Source organism: Rhizobium zaerense, assembly GCF_051810725.1.
Lineage (GTDB): Bacteria > Pseudomonadota > Alphaproteobacteria > Rhizobiales > Rhizobiaceae > Rhizobium > Rhizobium leguminosarum_I.
Map to the genome: position 1 here is coordinate 2,342,984 of NZ_CM132690.1, position 21,997 is coordinate 2,364,980.

At 61.7% G+C, this 21,997-nt stretch carries 23 protein-coding genes and 1 riboswitch; of the genes, 13 read left to right on the forward strand and 10 right to left on the reverse strand.

Translation table 11 applies throughout. The annotated features are described in order from the left end of the window. Positions 1–25 precede the first annotated feature (25 nt). Positions 26–802, forward strand: a complete 777-nt coding sequence (locus ACS4RR_RS11225) for a DUF1194 domain-containing protein (protein ID WP_456190092.1) — start codon at positions 26–28, stop codon at positions 800–802. Between the two features lie 8 nt (positions 803–810). Here ACS4RR_RS11225 and ampC read toward each other — a convergent pair whose 3' ends face one another. Next, positions 811–1,968: a class C beta-lactamase gene (gene ampC / locus ACS4RR_RS11230; protein ID WP_260108980.1), complete on the reverse strand. Its 1,158-nt coding sequence runs from the start codon at positions 1,966–1,968 to the stop codon at positions 811–813. A gap of 123 nt (positions 1,969–2,091) precedes the next feature. On the opposite strand from ampC, the gene ACS4RR_RS11235 reads away from it, so the two are divergent. Continuing rightward, positions 2,092–2,976 carry a LysR family transcriptional regulator gene (locus ACS4RR_RS11235; protein ID WP_162116085.1) on the forward strand — a complete coding sequence of 295 codons (885 nt, stop codon included), beginning with the start codon at positions 2,092–2,094 and terminating at the stop codon, positions 2,974–2,976. 140 nt (positions 2,977–3,116) lie between these two features. On the opposite strand, the gene ACS4RR_RS11240 is transcribed toward ACS4RR_RS11235, so the two are convergent. Beyond that, positions 3,117–3,806 carry a VOC family protein gene (locus ACS4RR_RS11240; RefSeq protein WP_162116086.1) on the reverse strand — a complete coding sequence of 230 codons (690 nt, stop codon included), beginning with the start codon at positions 3,804–3,806 and terminating at the stop codon, positions 3,117–3,119. Between the two features lie 259 nt (positions 3,807–4,065). Beyond that, positions 4,066–4,500 carry a 6,7-dimethyl-8-ribityllumazine synthase gene (locus ACS4RR_RS11245; RefSeq protein WP_222384036.1) on the reverse strand — a complete coding sequence of 145 codons (435 nt, stop codon included), beginning with the start codon at positions 4,498–4,500 and terminating at the stop codon, positions 4,066–4,068. Between the two features lie 78 nt (positions 4,501–4,578). Beyond that, positions 4,579–4,720, reverse strand: a riboswitch (FMN riboswitch). A gap of 245 nt (positions 4,721–4,965) precedes the next feature. Here ACS4RR_RS11245 and ACS4RR_RS11250 point away from each other — a divergent pair. Both ACS4RR_RS11250 and ACS4RR_RS11255 read left to right on the forward strand, forming a co-directional pair. Further along, positions 4,966–5,412 (forward strand): SRPBCC family protein, encoded by a 447-nt coding sequence (locus ACS4RR_RS11250; RefSeq protein ID WP_017964945.1) that lies wholly within the window; start codon positions 4,966–4,968, stop codon positions 5,410–5,412. A 120-nt stretch (positions 5,413–5,532) separates the two neighbouring features. Next, entirely contained in the window at positions 5,533–5,844 is a 312-nt protein-coding gene (locus tag ACS4RR_RS11255) for a GCG_CRPN prefix-to-repeats domain-containing protein (protein WP_222384037.1), read from the forward strand. A gap of 112 nt (positions 5,845–5,956) precedes the next feature. On the opposite strand, the gene ACS4RR_RS11260 is transcribed toward ACS4RR_RS11255, so the two are convergent. Next, positions 5,957–6,181 carry a hypothetical protein gene (locus ACS4RR_RS11260; protein WP_162116089.1) on the reverse strand — a complete coding sequence of 75 codons (225 nt, stop codon included), beginning with the start codon at positions 6,179–6,181 and terminating at the stop codon, positions 5,957–5,959. Between the two features lie 235 nt (positions 6,182–6,416). Between ACS4RR_RS11260 and ACS4RR_RS11265 the strand changes: the two genes are divergently transcribed. The 3 genes from ACS4RR_RS11265 to ACS4RR_RS11275 all read left to right on the forward strand — a co-directional run bounded on the left by ACS4RR_RS11265 (position 6,417) and on the right by ACS4RR_RS11275 (position 9,473). Further along, on the forward strand, positions 6,417–7,532 hold the full coding sequence (locus tag ACS4RR_RS11265; RefSeq protein WP_222384038.1) for an adenylate/guanylate cyclase domain-containing protein: 1,116 nt from the start codon (positions 6,417–6,419) through the stop codon (positions 7,530–7,532). A gap of 70 nt (positions 7,533–7,602) precedes the next feature. Further along, complete coding sequence (locus ACS4RR_RS11270; protein ID WP_222384039.1) at positions 7,603–8,247, forward strand: ArsR/SmtB family transcription factor; 645 nt, start codon at positions 7,603–7,605, stop codon at positions 8,245–8,247. After that, positions 8,244–9,473, forward strand: coding sequence for an MFS transporter (locus ACS4RR_RS11275; RefSeq protein ID WP_260108979.1), 1,230 nt, complete (start codon positions 8,244–8,246; stop codon positions 9,471–9,473). The genes ACS4RR_RS11270 and ACS4RR_RS11275 overlap by 4 nt, the downstream gene beginning before the upstream one ends. Here ACS4RR_RS11275 and ACS4RR_RS11280 read toward each other — a convergent pair. Together ACS4RR_RS11280 and ACS4RR_RS11285 are read right to left on the reverse strand one after the other, a co-directional pair. Continuing rightward, positions 9,460–10,395: a LysR family transcriptional regulator gene (locus ACS4RR_RS11280; RefSeq protein WP_170282596.1), complete on the reverse strand. Its 936-nt coding sequence runs from the start codon at positions 10,393–10,395 to the stop codon at positions 9,460–9,462. The two genes, ACS4RR_RS11275 and ACS4RR_RS11280, sit on opposite strands and share 14 nt — an antisense overlap. Before the next feature lie 194 nt (positions 10,396–10,589). Next, a complete protein-coding gene (locus ACS4RR_RS11285) occupies positions 10,590–11,513 on the reverse strand; it encodes a phytanoyl-CoA dioxygenase family protein (protein WP_260108978.1) in 924 nt (307 codons plus the stop codon). Positions 11,514–11,610: 97 nt separating this feature from the next. On the opposite strand from ACS4RR_RS11285, the gene ACS4RR_RS11290 reads away from it, so the two are divergent. From ACS4RR_RS11290 to ACS4RR_RS11300, 3 genes are all read left to right on the forward strand, one after another. Then, the gene (locus tag ACS4RR_RS11290) at positions 11,611–12,435 is read left to right on the forward strand and encodes a helix-turn-helix transcriptional regulator (RefSeq protein ID WP_456190093.1); all 825 of its coding nucleotides are present in this window, start codon (positions 11,611–11,613) and stop codon (positions 12,433–12,435) included. Between the two features lie 198 nt (positions 12,436–12,633). Beyond that, entirely contained in the window at positions 12,634–13,740 is a 1,107-nt protein-coding gene (locus tag ACS4RR_RS11295; RefSeq protein ID WP_456190094.1) for an AI-2E family transporter, read from the forward strand. Next, positions 13,737–14,186 (forward strand): potassium channel family protein, encoded by a 450-nt coding sequence (locus ACS4RR_RS11300; RefSeq protein WP_222384044.1) that lies wholly within the window; start codon positions 13,737–13,739, stop codon positions 14,184–14,186. Before ACS4RR_RS11295 ends, ACS4RR_RS11300 begins: the two co-directional genes overlap by 4 nt. Before the next feature lie 96 nt (positions 14,187–14,282). On the opposite strand, the gene ACS4RR_RS11305 is transcribed toward ACS4RR_RS11300, so the two are convergent. After that, positions 14,283–15,305 carry an LLM class flavin-dependent oxidoreductase gene (locus ACS4RR_RS11305; protein WP_456190095.1) on the reverse strand — a complete coding sequence of 341 codons (1,023 nt, stop codon included), beginning with the start codon at positions 15,303–15,305 and terminating at the stop codon, positions 14,283–14,285. A 160-nt stretch (positions 15,306–15,465) separates the two neighbouring features. On the opposite strand from ACS4RR_RS11305, the gene ACS4RR_RS11310 reads away from it, so the two are divergent. Next, positions 15,466–16,248: a class I SAM-dependent methyltransferase gene (locus ACS4RR_RS11310; RefSeq protein ID WP_260108974.1), complete on the forward strand. Its 783-nt coding sequence runs from the start codon at positions 15,466–15,468 to the stop codon at positions 16,246–16,248. Between the two features lie 125 nt (positions 16,249–16,373). On the opposite strand, the gene ACS4RR_RS11315 is transcribed toward ACS4RR_RS11310, so the two are convergent. The 3 genes from ACS4RR_RS11315 to ACS4RR_RS11325 form a co-directional block, all read right to left on the reverse strand. Further along, entirely contained in the window at positions 16,374–17,255 is an 882-nt protein-coding gene (locus ACS4RR_RS11315) for a transglutaminase-like domain-containing protein (RefSeq protein ID WP_260108973.1), read from the reverse strand. Positions 17,256–17,327: 72 nt separating this feature from the next. After that, positions 17,328–18,041, reverse strand: a complete 714-nt coding sequence (locus tag ACS4RR_RS11320) for a DNA helicase (RefSeq protein WP_222384047.1) — start codon at positions 18,039–18,041, stop codon at positions 17,328–17,330. A gap of 284 nt (positions 18,042–18,325) precedes the next feature. Beyond that, positions 18,326–19,477 (reverse strand): ROK family transcriptional regulator, encoded by a 1,152-nt coding sequence (locus tag ACS4RR_RS11325; RefSeq protein WP_222384048.1) that lies wholly within the window; start codon positions 19,475–19,477, stop codon positions 18,326–18,328. A gap of 207 nt (positions 19,478–19,684) precedes the next feature. On the opposite strand from ACS4RR_RS11325, the gene ACS4RR_RS11330 reads away from it, so the two are divergent. Together ACS4RR_RS11330 and ACS4RR_RS11335 are read left to right on the forward strand one after the other, a co-directional pair. Continuing rightward, complete coding sequence (locus ACS4RR_RS11330) at positions 19,685–20,992, forward strand: extracellular solute-binding protein (protein WP_222384049.1); 1,308 nt, start codon at positions 19,685–19,687, stop codon at positions 20,990–20,992. 114 nt (positions 20,993–21,106) lie between these two features. Then, on the forward strand, positions 21,107–21,997 hold the full coding sequence (locus ACS4RR_RS11335; RefSeq protein WP_026154219.1) for a carbohydrate ABC transporter permease: 891 nt from the start codon (positions 21,107–21,109) through the stop codon (positions 21,995–21,997).

A 21,997-nucleotide genomic window follows, 5' to 3' on the forward strand; every position in this document is an offset into this window, starting at 1 on the left:
GGATGGCGCAGGGATTGGATTGCCAATGCTGACGACACTTGCGGTGGTTATGGGTCTTTCCGGCCTCGTCTCCGTCGCCCAGGCGGGGGGAAGCGAGGTCGATGTGACCCTCGTGCTTGCCGTCGACACCTCGCGGTCGATGGATTTCGAGGAGATCGGCATCCAGCGCGAAGGTTATGTCGAAGCGCTGAAGCACAAGGAGTTCATCGACGCGGTGAAGGGCGGGCTGACCGGCCGCATCGCCATCAGCTATTTCGAATGGGCTGGCTATGTCGTCCAGGATTCCGTGATCGACTGGCAGGTGATCGAGACGGAAGAGGATGCGATCGCTTTTGCCGGCAAACTCGAAGCCCGGCCGATTGCCACGCAACGGCGCACATCGATCTCTACCGCGATCGCCCAGGGCGCCAGCATGATCGTTTCCAGTCCCTTTCAGTCCAGGCGACAGGTGATCGATGTCTCCGGCGACGGTCCCAACAATTCCGGCGATCCCGTCACCCCCACTCGGGACAAGGCGGTTGAAGCCGGCATGGTCATCAACGGCCTTGCCATCATGCTGCGGCCCTCCGATGCGCCCAACGGGCTCGACAAATATTATGCGGATTGCGTGATCGGCGGCCCCGGCGCCTTCGTGCTGCCGGTCCGCAAGATCGAGGATTTCGCCGTTGCCGTGCGCCGCAAGCTGGTGCTGGAGATCAGCGACCTATCCCCGCCGGCGATGGTGCAGAAAATCGCCGGCGCTGAGGCGGGCACTGACTGCCTGATTGGTGAGAAGCAATGGCGGGATATCTTCGACCGCTGATGCCCGGATTAACGCGCCGTAGTTATATCAGTCAGTATCTGGTATGCGGCAGAGACACGGTCCTCGTTGGGATAGTTTTTGTTGGCCAGAATGACGATACCAACTCGCTCTTTCGGGATGAACGCCACATATGCGCCGAAACCATTCGTGGAGCCGGTTTTGTTGATCCACACATCGTCGCGCGGTTCCATCGCCGGCTTCAGCTGCTTGACGGGAATAGTCTTGAGCATCGCGCTGGAATTGTTGTCCATTAAGGTCGTCAACGTCGCGGGATAGGAATACTGCTCCCAAATAAGGTCTTGCGTCATCGCGCCGACATGGAAGTATCCAGTGTGCGTATTGGTGATCGCCTGCTGGAGTTTTCCGTCCAACTTGACCAGTCCCATGTTTGCGTCGATGAACCGGATCATGTCGCTTGCTGTGGATTTCACTCCATAGGCCTCGGACGAAAGAGTGGCGGGTGTCATCCGAGCCGGCTCACCGCTTCGCTTGTAGCCTTGGGCATAGTCGGCCATTCTCGATTTCGGCACATTGATATACGTGCTCGTCAACCCGAGAGAAGGAAACAATTGGTCTTCCATAAGAGCTGTGAAATCTTTGCCCATGCTTTTCGCCGTTATGTATCCGAGCACGCCGATGCTCGGATTGGCGTATGTTCGGTGCGTTCCGGCGGCGTATGAAGGTTTCCAACTTGCGAAATACTCCATCAGCTGTTTTTCGGTTTTGACTTCATCGGGAACTTGCAGCGGAAATCCGCCAGCCGTGTGCGTGCCAAAATTCATCAACTCGACATTGCCGAAGGGTCTTCCGTTCATCGACGGAAGATATTTTCCTGCCTTGTCCGACAGCGAAAGTCGGCCGGTCACGTCCGCGTGGGAGGCGAGGGTGACTGTAAAGGTTTTGCTGATCGATCCCAGTTCGAACATGGTCGCCGGAGTGACGGGCCTGTTAGTGTCCTTCGACACGACGCCGTAGTTGAAGATGTGGTTCTGCCCGTCAACGGCGATGGCAACGGCCATGCCCGGAATGCCGTATTTATCCATAATTGGTCTTATCGCGGCGTCCGAGATGGCTTTCAGTTTCACTTCGTCGGCCGCAAAGCCACTCGTGGAAATACATGTCGAGACCAACGTAGCCGATAGAGTTTTTATCCAATTGCGATTCATTTTCATCCTCCGCAGGCAGCTTTCAATCAACGCAAAGGCGCATGAGGACGGCATTTAACGGCACTGTTTTGCGGCAGCAAACGATGATATCTCGGAGGAGATCCAAGAAAATCTAGGGCTAAGATGGTTCGGCAATTCCTCCCTTTAAATGGCTTGAGGGCCTTCGAAGCATCGGCAAGACATCTCAGCTTTACCCGTGCCGCGATTGAGCTTTGCGTTACCCAGGCCGCTGTAAGCCAACAGGTCAAAAGCCTGGAGAGGCGATTGGGGGCTGCGCTTTTTCAGCGCCTCCCAAGAGGCTTGAAAATCACTGCAGAAGGCGAAGCTCTTTTGCCGACCTTGACCAATTCCTTCGATCAGATGGCGATCACGTTGGACCGGATTGAAGCCGGGCAGGTGCGGGAATTGCTGTTCCTTGGCGTGGTCGGGACGTTTGCCGTCGGCTGGTTGTTGCCAAGGCTTTCGGATTTTCAACGGCAGCACCCGTTCATCGATGTGCGCATTTCGACAAACAATAATCGCGTCGATATGGCGGCCGAGGGACTGGACTTTGCCATTCGCTTCGGCAGCGGTTCCTGGCATGGCACAGAAGCGCTGCGTCTGTTCGACGCTCCGCTCTCTCCTCTGTGCACGCCCAAATTGGCCGAGCGTTTGAGGCGGCCTGCAGACCTGGTCGAGGCGACGCTTTTGCGGAGCTATAGGGCGGACGAATGGAGCACCTGGTTTGTCGCAGCGAACGTTCCTCCGGCGCCCCAGATAAACGCAGGCATCGTCTTCGACTCTTCCCTGGCGATGATGGAGGCGGCCCTGCAAGGACTGGGGATCGCTCTGGCCCCGCCTTCGATGTTTTCCAGACACCTATCCTCGGGGGCTATCAGACAACCTTTTGCTACCACCATATCGTTGGGGAGCTATTGGCTAACCCGACTTCAATCGAGGCCGCCAACAGCGGCCATGCTCGCATTTTCCGGTTGGGTAACGTCGCAGATGTCTCCCGCGTCCCAATGACGGCTTCTGGCGGATCCCGGTACTCGATCTGACGCCGGCAAGGAGATCGGTAATGTTAGGCTAAGACACGATAGAGCATTTCGGCATGGGCGCGCCATACCGAAATGCCGTTGCTTCTCAGAGGATGTCGCCGCCATTGCCTATAAGGGCAGTTGCTTGCCGGCTTGTTCGCTGACCATGTATTCGGCGTACCAGTCCGGCCAGTTCTCGTCGTGTTTGCCGCCGTTCCGTTTCTCGTGTTCACCGTGAGCGGTCGCCGCGCGGCGCAGCGCTGACGCAAGGTCTGTCGACGTCGTGAATTTCGTCTCGTCGGCATCGATGCGTCCCGGCAACCGCGTGGTGACCTCCTGGAACAGCCAGCCGTTGCCGTCGGGATCCTTGAAAGATGCAAAGGAGCGATAGCTGCGGTGATCGGGATCGCGGCCGGCGATCCGCAGCCGCCCGAACAGATAGGGCTCGTCCTTGCCGGCATAGATGCCGGCCGCGTCATGGAACACTTGGCTCACCTCGACGCCGCGGGCGATGAGATCGCGGCGGGCGGCCTCGATGTCGGAGACGATAAGATAAAGCCCCTGGGCTGAGCCGGGGGCTGCGGCGGTGACGTTCTTGCCGAAGATGATCGCGCAGCCGGAGCCGGGCGGGGTAAACTGGATCACCCGGAAATCGGCATCATTGGCGAAGTCGGCGTCGAGCCGCCAACCCAGCCCGTCGTAAAAACGTTTGGCGCGGTCGACGTCGGAAACGGGGATGACGACCACCTCGAGCTTGGTGTCGACGGGCTGAGTTCTCGGGGTCTCGATGGGGGTTTCGCTGCGCAGTGCATTGCTCATCTTAAGCTCCTTGGGTTCTGGATGTCTTGAGAATTGCGGACACGTGACGGGCCAAGTTGACCACGGCGCGGTGGGGTCGTCGAATCAATTATTCTGTCTGATTTGGCCGGTATTAGCGGATTCCGCTGCGACACACGGCGCGTCGCTTTCGATTCCTGCGGTTGGTGAGGTCATGTCGATCCGATGAGGCGGCGGGGTCGGTCCCCCGCCACCTTCGTCTGTCGTCCTGCGGCTCGTCGAGCCGGCGTGCAGGAAGTTCCTACGCAGCAAGGGCGGCGCGGGTTTTGCCGATCGTCAGAGCCGCCTTTGCTGCCTCGCGCCCTTTCTCGACGAAATGTGCGCGGTAGATCTGCTTGTGATGCTCGGTTTCCTGATACTGATGCGGCGTCAGCGACACCGACAGCACCGGCACGCCGGTATCCATGCCGGCGCGCATCAGCCCATCGACGACGGCCTGGGCGACGAATTCGTGGCGGTAGATTCCGCCATCGACGACGAAGGCGGCGGCAACGACAGCGGCATAGCGTCCAGTTGCCGCAAGATCGCGCGACAGCAGCGGCATCTCGAATGCGCCGGGAACATCGAACACATCGATCTGCTCGGGCGGAATAAGCTGATGAAAGCCATCAAGGGCGCGGTCGACGATGTCGGCGTGCCAGCTGGCTTTGATGAAGGCATAGCGGGTGGGTGCCATGGTAATCTCCTTTGGCGAAAAGACACATCACCCAAGGCGATCACGAACGTCCCCGACAGCCGCAAGGGCGGCAGGAACGCACGTTCTCTTTCATCCGGACTATGACCGTCGGCTCAGGCATCTCACCTGATCTGCTGACCCTTCCTGAGAAGGCGCTCGCGGGCTCGCAATCTGATTACATACCGCCGGTAGGGACTTGCACCCCGCCCTGAGAACGGCGCGAACAATAGGGGGAAGGCGACGGGCTGGCAATAGGTCGAAATGCTTCGCGGCCAATGTAGGATCAGGGCTCCGAAGCGGCGATTTCGCTTGTTGGTTGATCGCGACGGGCAAGCCCTCTTGCTGAGGATGCGCTTGCGCCTACATGCATCCAGTGAGGACATTCACGTCAGAATAGCACGGCAAGACAGGATGCGCCGTCTCCACCGGAGGCGGGCAGGGCCGTGGCAACCACGGGAGAGAGAGATGCAAGACCCCTTCGTCGTCCACCGCGAGGCGCATATCGCGGCGCCGCCGGCCGCGGTGTTCGCGCTGATGACCGACCCGGAAAAGATCCTGCGCTGGATGGGAACGGAGGCGCAGGTCGAGCCGCAGCCTGGCGGGCTCTATCTTGTCAACGTCACCGGCGCCCGCTTTGCGCGCGGCTCGTTTCGAGAAGTGGTTCCGGTTCATCGCCTTGCCTATAGCTTTGGCTGGGATGGCAGCGAAGTGGTGCCGCCAGGGTCGAGCCTGGTCGAGATCGACCTGATCGAGCAGGGGGGCGGAACGCTGCTGCGGCTCACCCATAGCGGCCTGCCGAGCGCCGAGCAATGTGCCGGCCATGCGGAAGGCTGGGCGCATTACCTGGGGCGGCTGACCGAGGTCGCCGCCGGGCGTGATCCGGGTCCCGACGCTTTTTACGGCAGAACTTGAGCGGTTTCCTCGCGGGCCAACCACGCTCTCTGCGCGCGTCAAACATGAACGCGCAATTCATCTCCAGTTCAATTTAGCGGCCATAAGCTCGGGGTGGCTGGATTGAAAATGGAGTTCTCGATGAAGGCACTTTCTATCGCGGCTGCCTTGCTTGCCGGCAGCCTCTCGTTCGGCACCGCGGAGGCGATGCCGCTTGGGACAATCAATGTGCAAAGCAATGTCACAAAGGTCGACTACGCCTGCGGTCGCGGCTGGCATCTGACGCGCTGGGGCGAATGCCGGCCAAACTGGAGACGCCCGCCGCCGGTAGCTTTCTACGGTGGTCCGCCCCGCTGGGGCTGGGAGCGGCGTCACCGGGATTGGGATAGTCCGCGCTGGCGCCATGAGCGGCGCTGGGATCGCGATCGGCGTTGGCGGGATGATGATGATTAAGGGTCTCGCTTAGGTGAAAATGGACGAAGGCCGGAGCGATTTCGCCCGGCCTTTTCTGATGAGATAGGTTCGTCGACGCTGACCGGCAGCGTCCTCCCGATTTGTCGTACGGTCAGATCCTGCTGACGAGCCAGTGCTTGTCGTCGATCAATTCCTCGAGCTCGACGGGATCCTTGACGCCGAATTCGAACCATTCGACAAGTTCCTTCGCCTTGCGGCTGCTCTCCTCCGCCGTCAGTTCGACCTGATATCTTTCGCACCATCGCCGAAGGATCGACGTCAGCAGCGTCATGTCGTTCCCATCCAGCGGATCTTTCGGCCAGAATGTCGTACCCATCGCACCCCTCAATCACACGATGATGAACGACCTTATAATGGAATCAAAGTCGCGCAAGTTTAAAGTGTTTATTTTTTGTTTTCCACCGCGGTGGTTTTCGACAGGGGATGCGGTCGTCCTTTTGGGGGCCACAGGTTGAGTCGATGGGAACGTCCTCATGGACATTCGGAGTGGCTGCCTGCGCTCACCCGGGGACATCCTTGCGGCCGCCCCGGTCAGCGTGCGATGTTAAGCCATGGATCTGCCGTCTCCCCTTGCCTGGCTGGTTGACGAGGCCGGTGCCTCACCCAGTCCCGAATGGTTTCTGGCCGAACTCGGACGCCGGCTGCTGGCCGATGGCTTGCAGCTTTTGGGCGGCGCGCTGACGCTGTCGGTGCCGCATCCGATCATCGCGCGGCGCACCTGGCTGTGGCGGGCGGAGACCGGCGCTGTCATTGAGGCTTTGGCCTTTGCCGCGGCTCCGCGGAGCGAAGCCGGGCGCGAGTGGCTGGCCGGGCTCGGGCCGGTATGGGAGGACCGGATCGGGCCTGCGCAGGATAATCGGTCGGACAGCCCGCTGCTCGGCTGGGCGAGGGTTTCCAGCGGGGAAGGGGCAGGTGCATTCGGCCCGGCCGAGGCTGGCCTGCTGCGCGAGGTCGCGCGTTTTGCCGCAGCGCCGCTCGCCGCTTTGGCGGCGCGCGAGGCGCGGGCAGCGCTGCTTGAAGCCTATCTCGGCCGCCGTAGCGCCGCGCGAGTGCAGGCCGGCGCGCTTGCCCGCGGATCCGGCGAGACCATCCGCGCCGCCCTTCTTTGCGCCGATCTGCGCGACTTCACCGCCCTCTCCGAGGTGACCGAACCTCACGTGATGATATCAGCACTGGACGCCTGGTTTGACCGCGTCGCCGGCGCAGTGCATGCCTTCGGCGGCGAGGTGCTGAAATTCATCGGCGACGGCGTGCTGGCGATCTTTCCGGTCACGGCTACGTCAGGCGAGCGCGACGCAGGCCGAGCGGATCGCGAGGCCTGCGAGGCCGCACTTCGGGCGGTCGCCGCCAGCCGTGCCGGCATGGCCCATCTCGATCAGCTGCGCCAGGCGCAGGGGCTGGCGCCGCTGCCCTTCGGCGCAGCACTGCATTTCGGCGAGATCCTGTGGGGCAATATCGGCGCGGCCGACCGGCTGGATTTTACCGCCATCGGTCCCGCCGTCAATCTGGTCAGCCGGCTGGAGGGGCTCTGCAAGCCGCTCGGCCGAAGCGTGCTGATCTCGGGCACGGTGGCAGCGAATACGGCGACGGCGCTGACGCCGCTCGGAGAGCACACCTTGCGCGGCATCGCCGACCCTTGCGCTGTCTTTGCCCTGCCGACGGATTGAGCTGCGGGCAGCCAAGAAGTTTTGCAAAGAAAGATTTGCAAAAATATGTTTGTAATACTAGGCTGGCGGCATGAAAACACCGCGCCCGCAGCCTGCTCAATCAGTCACCGCACCCCGCACTATCAGCCGCGTCGTGCCCGATCCGACCGCGCTGAAGGCGCTGGCGCATCCAGTCCGATTGCGCATGCTCGGCATGCTCAGGGTCGATGGACCTGCGACGGCGACGCAGCTGGCAGTGCGGCTCGGGTTGAACAGCGGCGCCACCAGCTATCACCTGCGTCAGCTTGCCCAATACGGCTTCATCGAGGAAGCGCCGCATGCTTCGCGGCGCGATCGCTGGTGGCGCGCCAGCCACGAGCTCACCTCGGTGCCGGCAAGCGAGATTGAGGGCGAAACGCTGGATCTCGATCTCGCCTTCAACCAGGCCGCACTCTCGCTGCAGGTCGGCCAGATGCAACAGGCGCTGGAGGAATATGCCGAGCTGCCGGCAGAATGGCGCAAGGCGAGTACGGCCAGCGACATCATCATTCCGATGACGGCGGAACAGGCCGAAGCCCTGACCAAGCGGCTGACCGATATCATTCTCGAAGCGATGCGGGTGGCTCCGCCTTTGGGAGAGCTGGCACCCCAGGATATGGTTCCGTTCTCGATCATGCTGCACGCCTTTCCCTATCCGGGCCGGCTTCCGCACCGCGAGGGGGATGACGAGCCATGAGAAGGGGTGGGCCATTCCTGGCGCTTGCCGCAGCCGAGACGCTTTCGCTTTCCGGCACGCGGCTGTCGACCATCGCTATTCCCTGGCTGGTGCTGAGCACGACGGGCAGCCCGGTTCTGACCGGGCTGACGGCGATGATGGAAATGCTGCCCTATGTCGCCGCCAAGGCGCTCAGTGGGCCGCTGATCGACCGCGTCGGCCCGACGCGCATCGCCGTCGTCTGCGATACCGCCTCGGTGGCCGTGGTGGGGCTGGTGCCGCTGCTCGATCTCTTTGGCCTGCTTGATATGCCGCTGCTCCTGCCTGTCGTCTTTGCCATGGGCGTGCTGCGCGGCCCTTCCGATGCCGCCAAGCAGGCGATGGTTCCCGAAATCGCCACGTTGGCGGCCATGCCGCTCGAACGGGTCACCGGCGTCGTCGGTGCTATCGAGCGGCTGGCCTCGACGGCGGGGGCAGCCGGCGCCGGCGCGCTGATTGGTCTGATCGGCTCGGGGCAGGCGCTCGTCGTCAATGCCGTCACCTTCGCCGCCGCTGCGCTGATTGTGGGAGTCGGCATCCCCGGGCCGACACGCGGCGCGCCAGAGGCTCGGCCCGGCGGGATGTCCTCCTATTTCAGCGATCTCAGGGAAGGCTGGCGCTTTCTGCGCGGCGATGTGGTGCTTGTCAGCATCGCCACCATGGTGGCGACCACCAACCTACTGGACCAGGCTTATCACGCCGTGCTGCTGCCCGTCTGGACACAGAGGTCGGGCCATGGCCCGGAATTGCTGGGGGCGATGTTTTCGGCCTTCACCGGCGCCTCGATCGCTGGTGCTGCAATTGCCGCTGCGATCGGCGAGCGGATGCCGCGCCTGATGGTCTATACCGTGGCATTCCTGCTGACCGGATTTCCGCGTTTTCTCGTTGTTGCGCTGGATGCGCCGCTCGCCCTCATCTTCATCACCCTGGCAGCCGCAGGATTTGCATCGGGTTTCCTCAATCCGATCCTGTCTGCGGTGATCTTCGAGCGCATCCCCAAGCCGTTGACCGGCCGCGTTACCGCGATGAACGCCGCCCTCTGCTTTGTTCTCATCCCCTTTGGCGGTCTCGTCGGTGGCGCGCTGATCAGCATGATCGGTCTTGCCGCGGCGCTTTCGCTCACAGGCTTCGCCTATTTCGCCGCTACCCTCTTTCCCCTGGCGCTGAAAAGCTTTCGCGGATTCGACAAGGCTATCACCCAGAGCTAGCGTCGCGGTTGCGTGCCTGGCCCTGGTCTCCAAGCTCCTCGACCATCAGATCGATGAAGCGGCGGACACGCGGCTCCAGCAGGCGCTTGTCGGGATAGAGAGCGACGATCTTTGCGTCGGCAGTTTCGAGGCTGGGCAGGACCTGCTGGAGGCGCCCGGCGACGAGATCGTCGGCGACGAGAAAATCGGGAAGGAGGGCAATCCCCAGTCCCGCCAGGGCGGCGTCGCGGATCGCCTGTACGCTATCGAGCCTCAGACGGCTGCGCCCTTGCGCTTTGACCCAGGGACCGCCTTCGCCGCGAAAGCGCCAGCCCTGCCTTTGATTGCGGCTGGCGAAGATGAGGCAGTCGTGGGCCGTAATATCGTCGATATCGCCCGGCTCGCCGCGCTCGGCAAGGTAGGACGGCGAGGCGCAGAGCCGCGCCTTGTAGCTGGCGATGATGCGCGAGACCAGGCGGGTGTCCAACGTCGTCGTTGCGCTGATCCGGATCGCCAGATCGAAGCCTTCCTCGATAATGTCGGCCAGGCGATCGGTGAAGTTCACTTCAACCTGGATATCGGCCCAGGCCCGAAGATATTTTTCAAGCAAAGGCAGGACGACGAGCCGCCCGAAGGCATCGGGAACGGTGAGCCTGAGAACACCTCGCGGCGTGCTGTTCTGCCCTGCCACGCTCGCCTCCGCCTCGTCGACCGATGCAAGGATCTGCAGCCCGCGCTCGTAGAACATCCGGCCTTCGTCGGTCAGGCTCAGCGTTCTCGTCGTGCGGTTGAGCAGACGCGCGCCGAGCCGGTCCTCCAGACGGATGACCGCCTTGCCTGCCGCGGAACGGGACAGGCCCATCGCCTGGCCGCCGGCGATAAAGCTCCCCGCATCGACGACGGCCATGAAAACCAGGATATCGTTCAGGTTCGTACGCGGCATGAGGCAACTCGAGCGGTTCGGCTACGTCAATAAGTCGGGCAATCATGGGATCGTTCAAGGCCCGGAACATCAACGCCGATCGCGGCAGTAAGGTCCCCACGCTTCGCTTTATGTAGACGTCCCTTCGCCAATCAACCTGCTACAGCAGCCATCGCCCCGGATCGCAGGTCAAAGATGGGCACTGGAAAGTCGGGCTACAGCATGTCGCCGAGGCTCCAGTGGTTGTTCCATCGGACGTCGATCTCGTCGTCGACATTCTGATATCTTATGTCGGTGGAGAGGCGCAGCCGCCGGCTGCGGTCCTGATTGATGGTCGAGGCGTGGATCATGTAGGGCGAGTGGAGCACCACGTCGCCGGCCTCGTAATCGGCGGCGAGCCAGCGGGTGTCGAAACGCTCTGCCATGTCGGGGAGATCCTTCGAGACCCAGCCGCCTTCGCTCATGTGGCTGTTATAGGCACTGATCTGCTCTTCCGGAGAAAGATCGCCGCTTGCCGCCCTGAATTCGGCTTCCAACTTGGTGCCCAGAGCATGCGAACCTTCGAGATAGACCAGGCCGCCCATCTCGGCGGGGGTGTCGCCGATCGGTATCCAGGCCGTCACCAGGCGGCTGGTGCCGCCGCGGAGATAGACGAGATCGTAGTGGGCGGGCGTGGCTGTCAGCGATCCCGGCTGGACGAAGCGCATGATCTTGTGCTTGTGCAGATAGGAGATGCCCTGCAGGAAATCGTCCATAAAGCCGGCGAGCAGTGGTTGCGCACAGAAGCCTTCATAGGCGGCGGAGCGGACGAGCGACATCAGGCGCCGGTCCGCCAGGCTTCTGTCGAAGCCACCGGCAGGCGCGATCCCCAGAGAAAAATCGCTGCCCGGCTCGACCAGTCCGGTTTCGGCAAGGCGTTCGAAGACCCAGTGGCGGAAATCGATGACATCGGCCCGCGGCAGAAGGCCTTTTAGCCAGACATAGCCATCGTGCTGGTAGCGACACCGGATGGCGTCGACGCCGATGGCGGGATCGGTCGGCATCAGCCAGCCCGTCCGCTCCGCAGGCAAGGTTTTGCCATGGGCGGCAAGGGGAAATTCCGGCCTTCGGATCTGCACGGCCTCCGCAGCAATTGACATTTCACTCCTCCGTCGCTTGAGTTGCCTTACCATCAATTACCTGACCCGGCGCGCCAACCGACATAGAGGAAATTCGTAGCTGGACTTTTCGCTCACCATGAGAGACCCAGAGGCCATCTATAGGACGCCGCTTGCCGTTGCCGGCGGACTTGCTGTTACCGGCAGTGGCAGGCAGCATGCCCGCCGTGCGGTGACGGACCGGAAATTGCCGAGTTTCGCCGTCGTGCTGGTGGAGCGCGGGCAGGGCTGGCTGGACACCTCGGCCAGCGGCCACCTGAGCCTCACCGGGCCGATCCTCTTCTGGCTGTTTCCGAACCGCGTTCATTCCTATGGCCCCGATGAAGGCGGCTGGGACGAGCGCTGGGCGCTTTTCGAAGGATCGTTTACGCGAGACTTCGTCCGGTTGAGGCTCATGACCGAGCGACAGCCCGTCGTGGGCTTACCTCACGTAGATGAGATGGCGCGGCTATTCGGCATCCTGCATGCCGACCTGCTCGACGATAGCAACCTCGGGCAGGCATCGGCGGCCTTGATGCTGCATCGCATCGTCATATCAGCCGCAAGACAGGCAAGCGGCGCGGCCGATCACCGCCGAGACAGGCCCGACATGGCCGAAATCGTCGAGACGCTGCGGCAACGCGCAATGCAACCGCTGGACCTTACAGCCTTCGCCGCCGAGCACGGCATGTCGCCGGCGACGCTGCGCAGGCGGTTCGTGCTCGAAACTGGGCTGCCGCCCAAGGCATTTCAGCTTCGGGTGCGGATGGACCAAGCCAAGCAGCTCCTGGCAACCACCGACGAAAAGATAGAAACGGTCGCCGCCACGGTCGGTCTGGATGACCCGTTCTATTTTTCGCGTGTCTTTCACGAATACGAGGGCTGCAGTCCCCGCGAGTTCCGCGCCAGGTACACCAGGGTTTGAGAGCCCGGCGGTAGTGACCGTATCCGGTTTACACAAAGTCATGTATGATGGGGGCATTGGGGACGACCTTTCATGGCGTCGGCAAAATCTTCGCCGCACCACCAATTGCAGGTTCGATACCGGGTGGAAGGTTTCGTTGTCCGATTGGGGAACGTCCGGTTTCGCTCATTTGCGGAGATTCCGGACCGGGAGGGGAAAATGACGTACAGCGCATCGAATGTCGATCTCGCGCCGTCGAGACCGTCTATCATCCATGCGGCGGTTCAATTGGGACTGGTCGCGCTTCTGGTCTATGTCTGCGCCAGGATCATGGTGCCGTTCCTCGGCATTCTGCTTTGGTCGGTGATCCTGGCGGTCATGCTTCATCCCTTGCATCTGCGCCTGTCCGATCGGATCGGCAATCGCTGGTCCGCATCTCTCATCGGGATCGTCGGCGTTGCCGTCGTTCTGGTGCCGATGTTCGTCGTGATTACGTCGCTTGGGTCTTCCATCTACTGGCTTGTTTCCGGCTTGCAGAACCACAGCCTCACGATCCCGCCGCCTCCAACGCGGCTTGCCGACCTGCCGGTGGTCGGAGCGAAGCTCTCGGCGGGCTGGTCGCTTGCTGCCGCCAACCTGCCCTCGGCACTGCGTCAATACGGAGAGATGCTGAGCAAGCCTGCCGCGTGGCTCGCATCCTTCGCCGGCGGCCTGGCCTCTGGCGGCCTGTCCTTCGTTCTTTCCATCGCGATTGCCGCCGTGCTTGTCGCCTATGCCAAGGGTGCTGCGGCATTTGCCCTCAGTCTGCTGGAGCATATCACCAACAGCAGGGCGCGGGGTGCCCGGCTCATCCATCTGACCGCCACAACGATCCGGAGCGTGGCGGTCGGCGTGGTCGGCGTGGCGGTGATCCAGTCGATGCTCGTTGGCATTGGTTTCTTCGCCATCGGCCTTCCCGCGGCCGGTGCCTTGACGCTCGTCACGTTTCTATTGGCAGTCGTGCAGATACCGCCGCTGCTGCTGACGCTGCCTGTCATGGCTTATGTCTTTGCTACGGAAGCAACAACGCCGGCAATCATCTTCGCCATATGGTCTTTCATCGCCGGGCTGAGCGACAATTTTCTCAAGCCATTGATGCTCGGTCGTGGATCTGATGTGCCAATGCCGGTCATCCTGGTCGGTGTCATCGGAGGGATGATAGCCGATGGCCTTCTCGGCATATTTGTCGGCCCCGTGCTGCTGGCCGTCGGCTTCGTGTTGCTGATGGAATGGCTGCATGAGCGCCCGGTCGAGGACGGACCCCGGATCGAGGGTCCGGCCCTATGATTACAGTCATTGGCCTCGGGCTGCTTGCGATGTCGATATGCCTCGTGCTGCAGGCAGCGGCTTCATTGCTGGCGGCGCGTTATTTTGTTCATGCTCGCGCACAGCCCGTTGGCCGAAAGCCCTGGCGGACGATCTTCGTGCAGTTCTCGGTTCTGATGATCGTGCTCATGCTGGGCAATATCCTCCAGGTCGCTTTCTGGGCACTGCTATATCGCGTGCTCGGTGCCTTCGAGGACTTCGAAACTGCCATGTATTTTTCGGGCGTCACCTTCACGTCGCTCGGTTATGGCGACGTGGTGCTAGATGGCCGTATCCGGCTGCTTGCGCCGCTGCAGGCAGCCAATGGGCTGATGATGTTCGGGATCACGACGGCGCTGTTCTTCTCGGCTATCCAGCAGGCCATGGGGAAAATGGCCGCGGCAAATCGAACGGCGCATGAGCCGTAGCGTGCTGGAGCAATTCAAAGTGTTACAGCGTCCTTTGCGCGTCCGAAAAGACGCGCGGCGCTGTAGCCGGCGAAGACAGCCTGTCGTGCCGCGGCGTCAGCGCCAACTCATCGCAGGCGCGACGTGGGTGAGGATCGCTTCAATGACATGGGCGTTGTAGTCGACGCCGAGCTGGTTGGGGACGGTCAGCAGCAGAGTGTCTGCCTCGGCGATGGCTTGGTCTTCGGCGAGTTGCTTGATCAGGGCGTCGGGCTCTGCGGCGTAGCTGCGGCCGAAGATCGCCCGGGTCTTCTCGTCGATGAAGCCGATCTTGTCTTCACCGTCGTTGCCATAGCCGAAATAGGCGCGGTCGCGGTCGTCGACCAGTGCGAAGATGCTGCGGCTGACCGAGACGCGCGGCTGGCGCGTGTGGCCGGCTTCTTTCCAGGCCTCGCGGTATGCGCAGATCTGGTCGGCCTGCTGGACGTGGAAGGGTTCGCCCGTCTCATCGTCCTTCAGCGTCGAACTCTGCAGGTTCATGCCGAGCTTGGCTGCCCAAACGGCGGTGGCATTCGAGCTTGCGCCCCACCAGATCCGCTCGCGCAGGCCCTCGGAATGCGGCTCTAGGCGCAGGAGGCCGGGCGGGTTTGGAAACATCGGCCGTGGGTTCGGTTTGGCAAATCCTTCGCCGCGCAGCACTTCGAGGAAGACTTCGGCGTGATGGCGGGCCATATCGGCCTCGCTCTGGCCCTCTGGCGGGGCATAACCGAAATGGCGCCAGCCATCGATCACCTGTTCGGGCGAACCGCGGCTGATGCCGAGCTGCAGGCGGCCGCCGGCGATGAGGTCGGCCGCACCGGCATCCTCGGCCATATAAAGCGGGTTCTCGTAGCGCATGTCGATGACGGCGGTGCCGATCTCGATCCGCTTGGTTCTCGCGCCGACGGCTGATAGCAGCGGGAAGGGTGCGGCCAGCTGTCGGGCGAAATGATGCACGCGAAAATACGCTCCGTCGGCGCCGAGCTCCTCGGCCGCGACGGCAAGGTCGATCGACTGCAGCAGCGCGTCGCCGGCCGAGCGCGTCTGCGATTGGGGCGAGGGCGTCCAGTGTCCGAACGAGAGGAAACCGATCTTCTTCATGCCGATGCCGCACCTTGGTCTGTTGCGTCTGGGGTTGATGCGTCATGGCACAGTTTGGGGCCGGAAGACAATCGGAACCGGATGGCTGGATCGATGAAAACCAATTGACATAAACGCGTGTTGCAGCCTCTGCTTATGCGGCGAGAGCATGGAGTTTTTGATGGATCAGCGCAGGGGCTCTTCCTTTTCGGAAACCGACGTTGTCGCAAATTACCGGTATCGGCCACCTTACCCCGATGCCGTATTTCGAAAGCTTCTGGCAATTGCGCCGCGATCACAGCATCTCCTGGATATTGGTTGCGGGCCTGGAAAAATCTCCCGCCCGCTGGCGGGTGCGTTTACAACAGTCACGGCGGTTGATCTCTCGGAGCAGATGATCGCTCTCGGCAGATCGCTGCCGGGCGGTAACGCGCTGAATATCCGGTGGGTAGAAAGTTTCGGCGAGGACTTCCCGACCGGCGGTGAATCTTTCGACCTGACGGTCGCAGCGGCAAGCATCCACTGGATGGATCATGGCAGGCTGTTTCCGCATCTTTTGGCAAACGCCACAGCAGGTCACGTCATGGCCGTGATTTCCGGAGACGACCCGTTCGAACCTCCATGGCAATCGGATTGGCATTCTTTCCTGCGGAAGTGGGTGCCGGAGGTCAAGGGTCAGCCTTTCGATCACGACAAGAGGTCCGAGGGCATGCGAAGCTACCAGAGCCATCTCAACCTCTGCGGCAGCGAACAGTTCGTGTCAGAGCGTCCCTTTGAGCCGAGCGTCGCGGATTTCATCTCCTGCCAGCATTCGCGCGATACGTTTGCACCTTCGAAACTCGGCGACCAGATCGCAAGCTTTGACGCGGAACTCTCGGAGCTGTTGCGCTCTTATTCGACTGATGATCGGTTGAGCTTCATTGTCCGCACCGGGATTGTCTGGGGTGAAATCAAGCCGATCTGACAAGAGACGATGTTCCTATGACGAGTACAGGAATTGTCCCTATGACGAGTACAGGAATAGTGTGCCTACGGCGGTGTAGCGCGCGAACGTGTCATGCACCGACCGATGATAGTCTCATTGCGTGATCACGCGCCGCCGATATCCTCCAGTTGCTTGCGCACGCCATTGAAGACCTGCGCCGGCACGCGCAGTCCGGCATCGTACTGGTAGAGCGCCCGCAGCTCCCCGAAGCGTTCGTCCACGTCGGTCGTCAGGGCGGAGAGACGATCGAAATGCGCCAATCCATCCGGAGATATTTCTTCCTCGGGCTGCGGCATCGCTCCCCAATTGTCCCAGGGAAGCATCTCCATATTGTTGAGGGCGGCGAAGTCGCGCACGAGATTCATCGCGATGAACCATAGGCCCGACTCGTCGAAGATGCCGAAACTGGCGGGGTCGGCGGAGCGGGCGCGGCAGCGCTGCCAGGTTTCGCCAGCGCTGAGGAATTTGCCCGGCGGCTGGTCGAGGGGATCGAAATCGAGCTGCAAGGCGGCGCGCTGACGATCGTCGATCTGGAAGTCCGCAGAGATCCAGCGCTCTCCGTCCCAATATTCGGCGATCCAGTGATCGATGCCCTTACCGACCTCGAAATACATGCCGAAGCCGCAGCGGGCACGCGCCGGGACGCTCTGGGCCTTGAGTGCCGCGCAGGCGAGAACGGTGAAATGGCGGCACACGCCGATGCTGCGCTTCTCCGGTGGGCGCGGGATGTCGAGCGGGGCGGGATCGATTTCCATGATCGCATCGAGTATCTCTCGCGCCGGCCGCGTGTGTGACTGCGCCCTTCGCGCCGGGGTGAGCGGCTGATTGTAGTGCGGAGCCCAGGCTTCATGCAGCAGCGCGCCTTGCACGGCCGCAGCAACGGTTTCGACGCCCTTGAGCGCAGCAAGGGCAGGGGCATGCGACCCGGCCGATGTCATCGGGCCGGGGCGCATGTAGAAATCGACAGGGCTCTGATATCCGCTCATGTCGGGCAGTATGATAAAACCGGCGTGGCAGGGCAAGGTCCCGCGGGCCCGCGACGGGGTCACGGCAGGTCCTTATCGCGCAGCCTGAAATGCCACCTGGCCGTTGTTCAAGAAGCACATCTTGTCGAACAGTTTCAAGTCGAGCGGGTTCGGCAGCCTGATATCGGCGATATCAGGCAGGGGCTTTTGCGATCGCTCGTAGGATCGATCGATCTGGGAGATGAAGACCACGATCAAGCCGCGCTCGCGGGCGAAAGCCTTCAGAGTGCGGACCTGGACGGAGAGTTCGGGGTTCTCCCGCCTCTGGTCGAGCAGTTGTAGATAGTCGATGACGACGAGCGTGCCGCGCGGTGCGGCCGCCAGTCTCTCGGCGATGTAGGCGGAGCTGATAGCATCGGAGCCGTCGAATTCGAACAGACGCTCGAATCGTGCCCGGTCGACACCGATGGCGCGGAAGCGATCGACAATATCCTCTTCCGTATATTCCAGCGAGAAGAACACACCTGGACGGCCTGATTTCATCGCCTCGACGGCGAGTTCGAGCCCCATCAGGGTCTTGCCGTGGCCGGGCCGGGCGCCGACGAGCAGGAGATCGCCGGGCCGCAATTGCTGAAACAGCTTGCCGGCGGGTGCTTCCGCCGCTGCTTTTGCCGCAAGCAGGCTCCAGCCGCCGTAGCCTTCTTCCAGGGCTATGCGGTCGAGCGCCTGGTGCAAGGGCATGTCCTCGGCTCGGGAAAGCTTTCTGGCTTTACGCTTCAGGTGATAGATAGGCGCAGACATCTTCATTCATAAACCTCCTATTGCGAGCGGTTTTCGCAATCCCTCCTTATGCAAGATGCTCGAACAGTCGGCTCGGTTCAGGTGGCCCCGCATGACGTCTGCTTTCCCGACGGAGGGGGGAGGCGTGGGCTGTGCCAGAATCAGATCATAGCGCAGGACCGCGCGGCCGAAAATCGCCTGCTTCGCGTTTCGAGGGAAAATGCGTGATTTCCTCAAGCGGAAGCAGAGAGAGTTGCCGTAAGAGGCCGAGAGGGAATCGATTTCTGCCGACGGCGGCGAAGTCGCTCGGATCAATAATAGGCCGATTTGAACGGGGCGATGGCGGCTCCCATAGCCGATGCGTCGCTTGCTATCTCGGAGATGATCAGCTTCGGGCGAGGGCGTGGCACGCCGTAACGGGGGCGGTCGAAGATCTCGGTGCGGTCGATCAAAAGCTGTGCCAGGGCGGAGGGAATTTGGCCGCCGAAGACGATCCCTTGCGGATCGAAGATCGCCCAGATCGCGTTGATGAGGCGGCTATAGGCAGGCGCCACCTCGTCCACCCATTCCACGACGCCTGGCCATTTCGGGTCGAAATGCTTGCGCATGTAGCTGATCGAGGGAACGTCGACGCCATTGCGGGTGAGGTTTTCGATCAGATATTGCAAAGCCGGCCGGCGCTTATTCTCCTCGGCGTCGTACATGCCCGAGAATTCGCCGGCATTGCCGATGCCGTTATGCAGCAGCTCGCCGTTGCTGACCAGGCCGCCGCCGAAGCCGTAGTTGAAGCTCAGATAAGCGAAGTGCCTGATATAGCGGCCGGCGCCGAACATGGATTCGGCGACCGTTCCCGCCTTGCCGCCATTGTGCACCCAGACCGGCTTGCCGAAAAATTCCGACAGTAGCGGCCCAAGTTCGATGAGCGACCACTCGTGCAGCGGCAGCGGGGCGTTGTAGCGGGTGCCGCTGACGTGGAAACCGGCGATGGCAAAGCCGATCCCGAAGAAAGTCTCCTCGGAGAGGTCGTTCTCTCTCTGGTGTTCGACCAGCTGCTCCAGGACGAGATCGAGCGACTGGGCCATCGAACGTTCCCGCAGGATGATGCTGCTTTCGGCCAGCACCTTGCCAGATATATCCATCAGGCAGATGCCAATCACGTCGGTATTGACCGAGATGCCGCAGGAATAGGCGTAGCGACCGTTAAGCCGGAGCGTTGGGCTCGGCTGGCCACGACCGGCGCCGGGTTTCGGCGAACCGAAGGAAATGATGGCGCGTTCCTCCAACTGGTCGATGATCCGGTAGACGGATTGCTGGGTGAGGTCGGTGTGGCCGGTGACTTCGGAGCGCGACAGGCCGGGGTGACGCCAGATCAACCTCAGCAGATCGCGTTCGTTCGAGGAGACGACGCCCCCGCCTTCGCGAAGGAAGTGCTGGGCGATCAGCGGCTCCGGGAAATAGGTCATATCAGCACTTCCTTCGTCAATAATTACTATAGGCGTGTAGTAATTATTGCTGTTGTCTCCAGTACTTGCGTCCATGCGCTATAGCAGCAGCCCTGCTTTGCGACAAGCGGCTTGCGCCCGTCACCAAATTGTTACACGTGATGTGTAATAAAGTGCTGTCACGGCGTCGGCGCTGGAGGCCGGCCAATCAAATCAGGTGAGGGCAAGATGAAGATTTCCATTCTGGCGGCTGCGGCCGCGCTGATGGCGGGCGCATGTTCGGCGCAGGCCGCTAATATCGAATTCTGGTACGGCAATACGGGCGTCGTCGAAAAGGCGATCCAGGACCAGTGCAGCGCTTTCAATGCCGCACAATCGGAGCATCACATCACCTGCGTCGGCCAGGGCAGCTACGAAGTGTCGATGCAGAAGGCAATCGCCGCCTTCCGTGCCAACAACCATCCCGTCCTCATCCAGTTCTTCGACGCCGGCACGCTCGACCTGATGCTGTCAGATGCCGTCGTGCCGGTCCAGGCGGAGCTGCCCGAGGTCAAGTGGGGCAATTATATCGCTGGCGCGCGGGCCTACTACGAAACCTCCGGTGGCGCGCTTTTCGCGCAGCCCTACAATGCCTCGACGTTACTGTTCTACACCAACAAGACCGAGCTTGAGAAAGCCGGCATCACCAAGACGCCTGCGACCTGGGAAGAGATCATCGAGGCCGCCCGCAAGCTTAAGGCTTCAGGTAATGCCTGCCCCTTCACCACCGATGGCGATACATGGCGCGTGCTCGAACAGTTTTCCGCCCGCCATGGCCTGCCGATCGCCTCAAAGCATAACGGCTATGACGGTCTCGACGCCGAATATGTGTTCAACACGACCTTCGCCGCCAAGCATCTCCAGAATCTGATCGACTGGCGCAAGGAAGGCCTCGTCAAGCTCAATGCCGATACCAAGGCCGGCAACTTCACCGCCGCCTTCAACACCGGCGAATGCGCCATGATGGAGAATTCCTCGGGTTCCTATACCGCCTCGGCGAAGGCGTTCGAAGGCAAATACGAGCTCAGCATCGGCATGGCGCCGATGTATGATGGCTACGAGCGACACAACACCTTTGTCGGCGGCGCCTCGATCTACATCATGAAAGGTCACGACAAAGCCGAGATCGAAGGTGCCAAGGCCTTCCTCGACTTCCTGCGCCGTCCCGAACAGCAGATGTTTCTGACCGCGGCCACCGGCTACGTCCCCGTCACCAACGACGTGATGGATGCGATCGCCAAGAGCGGCGAGGCGAACTCGCCGAAATATGCGACGGCGGCCGTCGGCATCGAATCGATGAACCAGCCGCGCACGCCGGATACCCGCGGCATCCGTCTAGGCTTCTACGTACAGTTCCGCCAGGTGTTCATGGAAGAGACCCAGAAGGCATTTGCCGGCCAGGAGACCATGCAGGTGGCGCTCGACAACGCCAAGAGGCGTGGCGACGAGCTGCTGCGTCGCTTCGAGCAGACCTACAAGGGCGTGAAGATGCAGTGATCCCGACATCTCACGCGCGGGACGTTTGGACGTCCCGCGCACGGGCGCGCGTGCTCCCGTGTCCGGCATGTGACCCATACACCCATGCCGGTCCTCCCAATGCAGGGCTTCTCCATGATGTCGGAATCTTCTCTCTTCAGCCATCGCTGGCTGCCGCTTTTGCTGGTGGCGCCGCTCATGCTGCTGATCGCATTTTTCTTCTACGTGCCTGTTTTTCAGGCCTTCTACTGGTCATTCTTCCTCGAACGCCCCTTCGGTGGCGGTTCGATGTTCGTCGGCTGGGACAATTTCGCCCGGGTGTTCTCCGATCCGGAGTTCTGGGAGGGCTGTTGGCGCACCATCGTCTTCATGGTCACCGCCTCCTCACTCGCGGTGGTGGTCCCGCTGATCCTTGCGGTCGCGGCCGACCGGAAGATCCGCCTGTCGTTGCCGGCGCGCAATGTGCTGGTCTGGCCGAAGGGGGTTGCCGGCGCTTCGATCGGCGTCGTCTTCGCTTTCATCTTCAATCCGTTCGTCGGCGTGCTCGCGCCACTCAACTCAGCCTTTCCGGGCATCTGGGCGCCCGGCATCGACGGCACGGATGCCTTCATCACGCTGATCGCAGCGCATGTCTGGGGCGGCATCCCGTTCAATTTCGTCATTCTGCTCGCTGGACTGCAGTCGATCCCGAAGACCATGCACCAGGCAGCCGCAATGGATGGGGCGGGGCCGTGGCGGCGGATTTTCGACGTGCAACTGCCGCTCATCATGCCGCAGCTCTTCCTGACGCTGGTGCTTGAGTTCACCGAAAGTGTCACCTCGGCCTTCGCGCTGATCGATACGATCACCCGTGGTGGTCCGGGCGGGGCCACCACGTTGCTCGTCTACAAAATCTACACCGACGGTTTCAGCGGCTACGACCTCTCCGGCGCCTCGACCCAGACGGCGATCCTGATGGTCTTCGTCGTCCTCCTCACCGCCGCCCAATTCCTCTTCCTCGGCCGGCGCATCAACTACGAGCGGTGA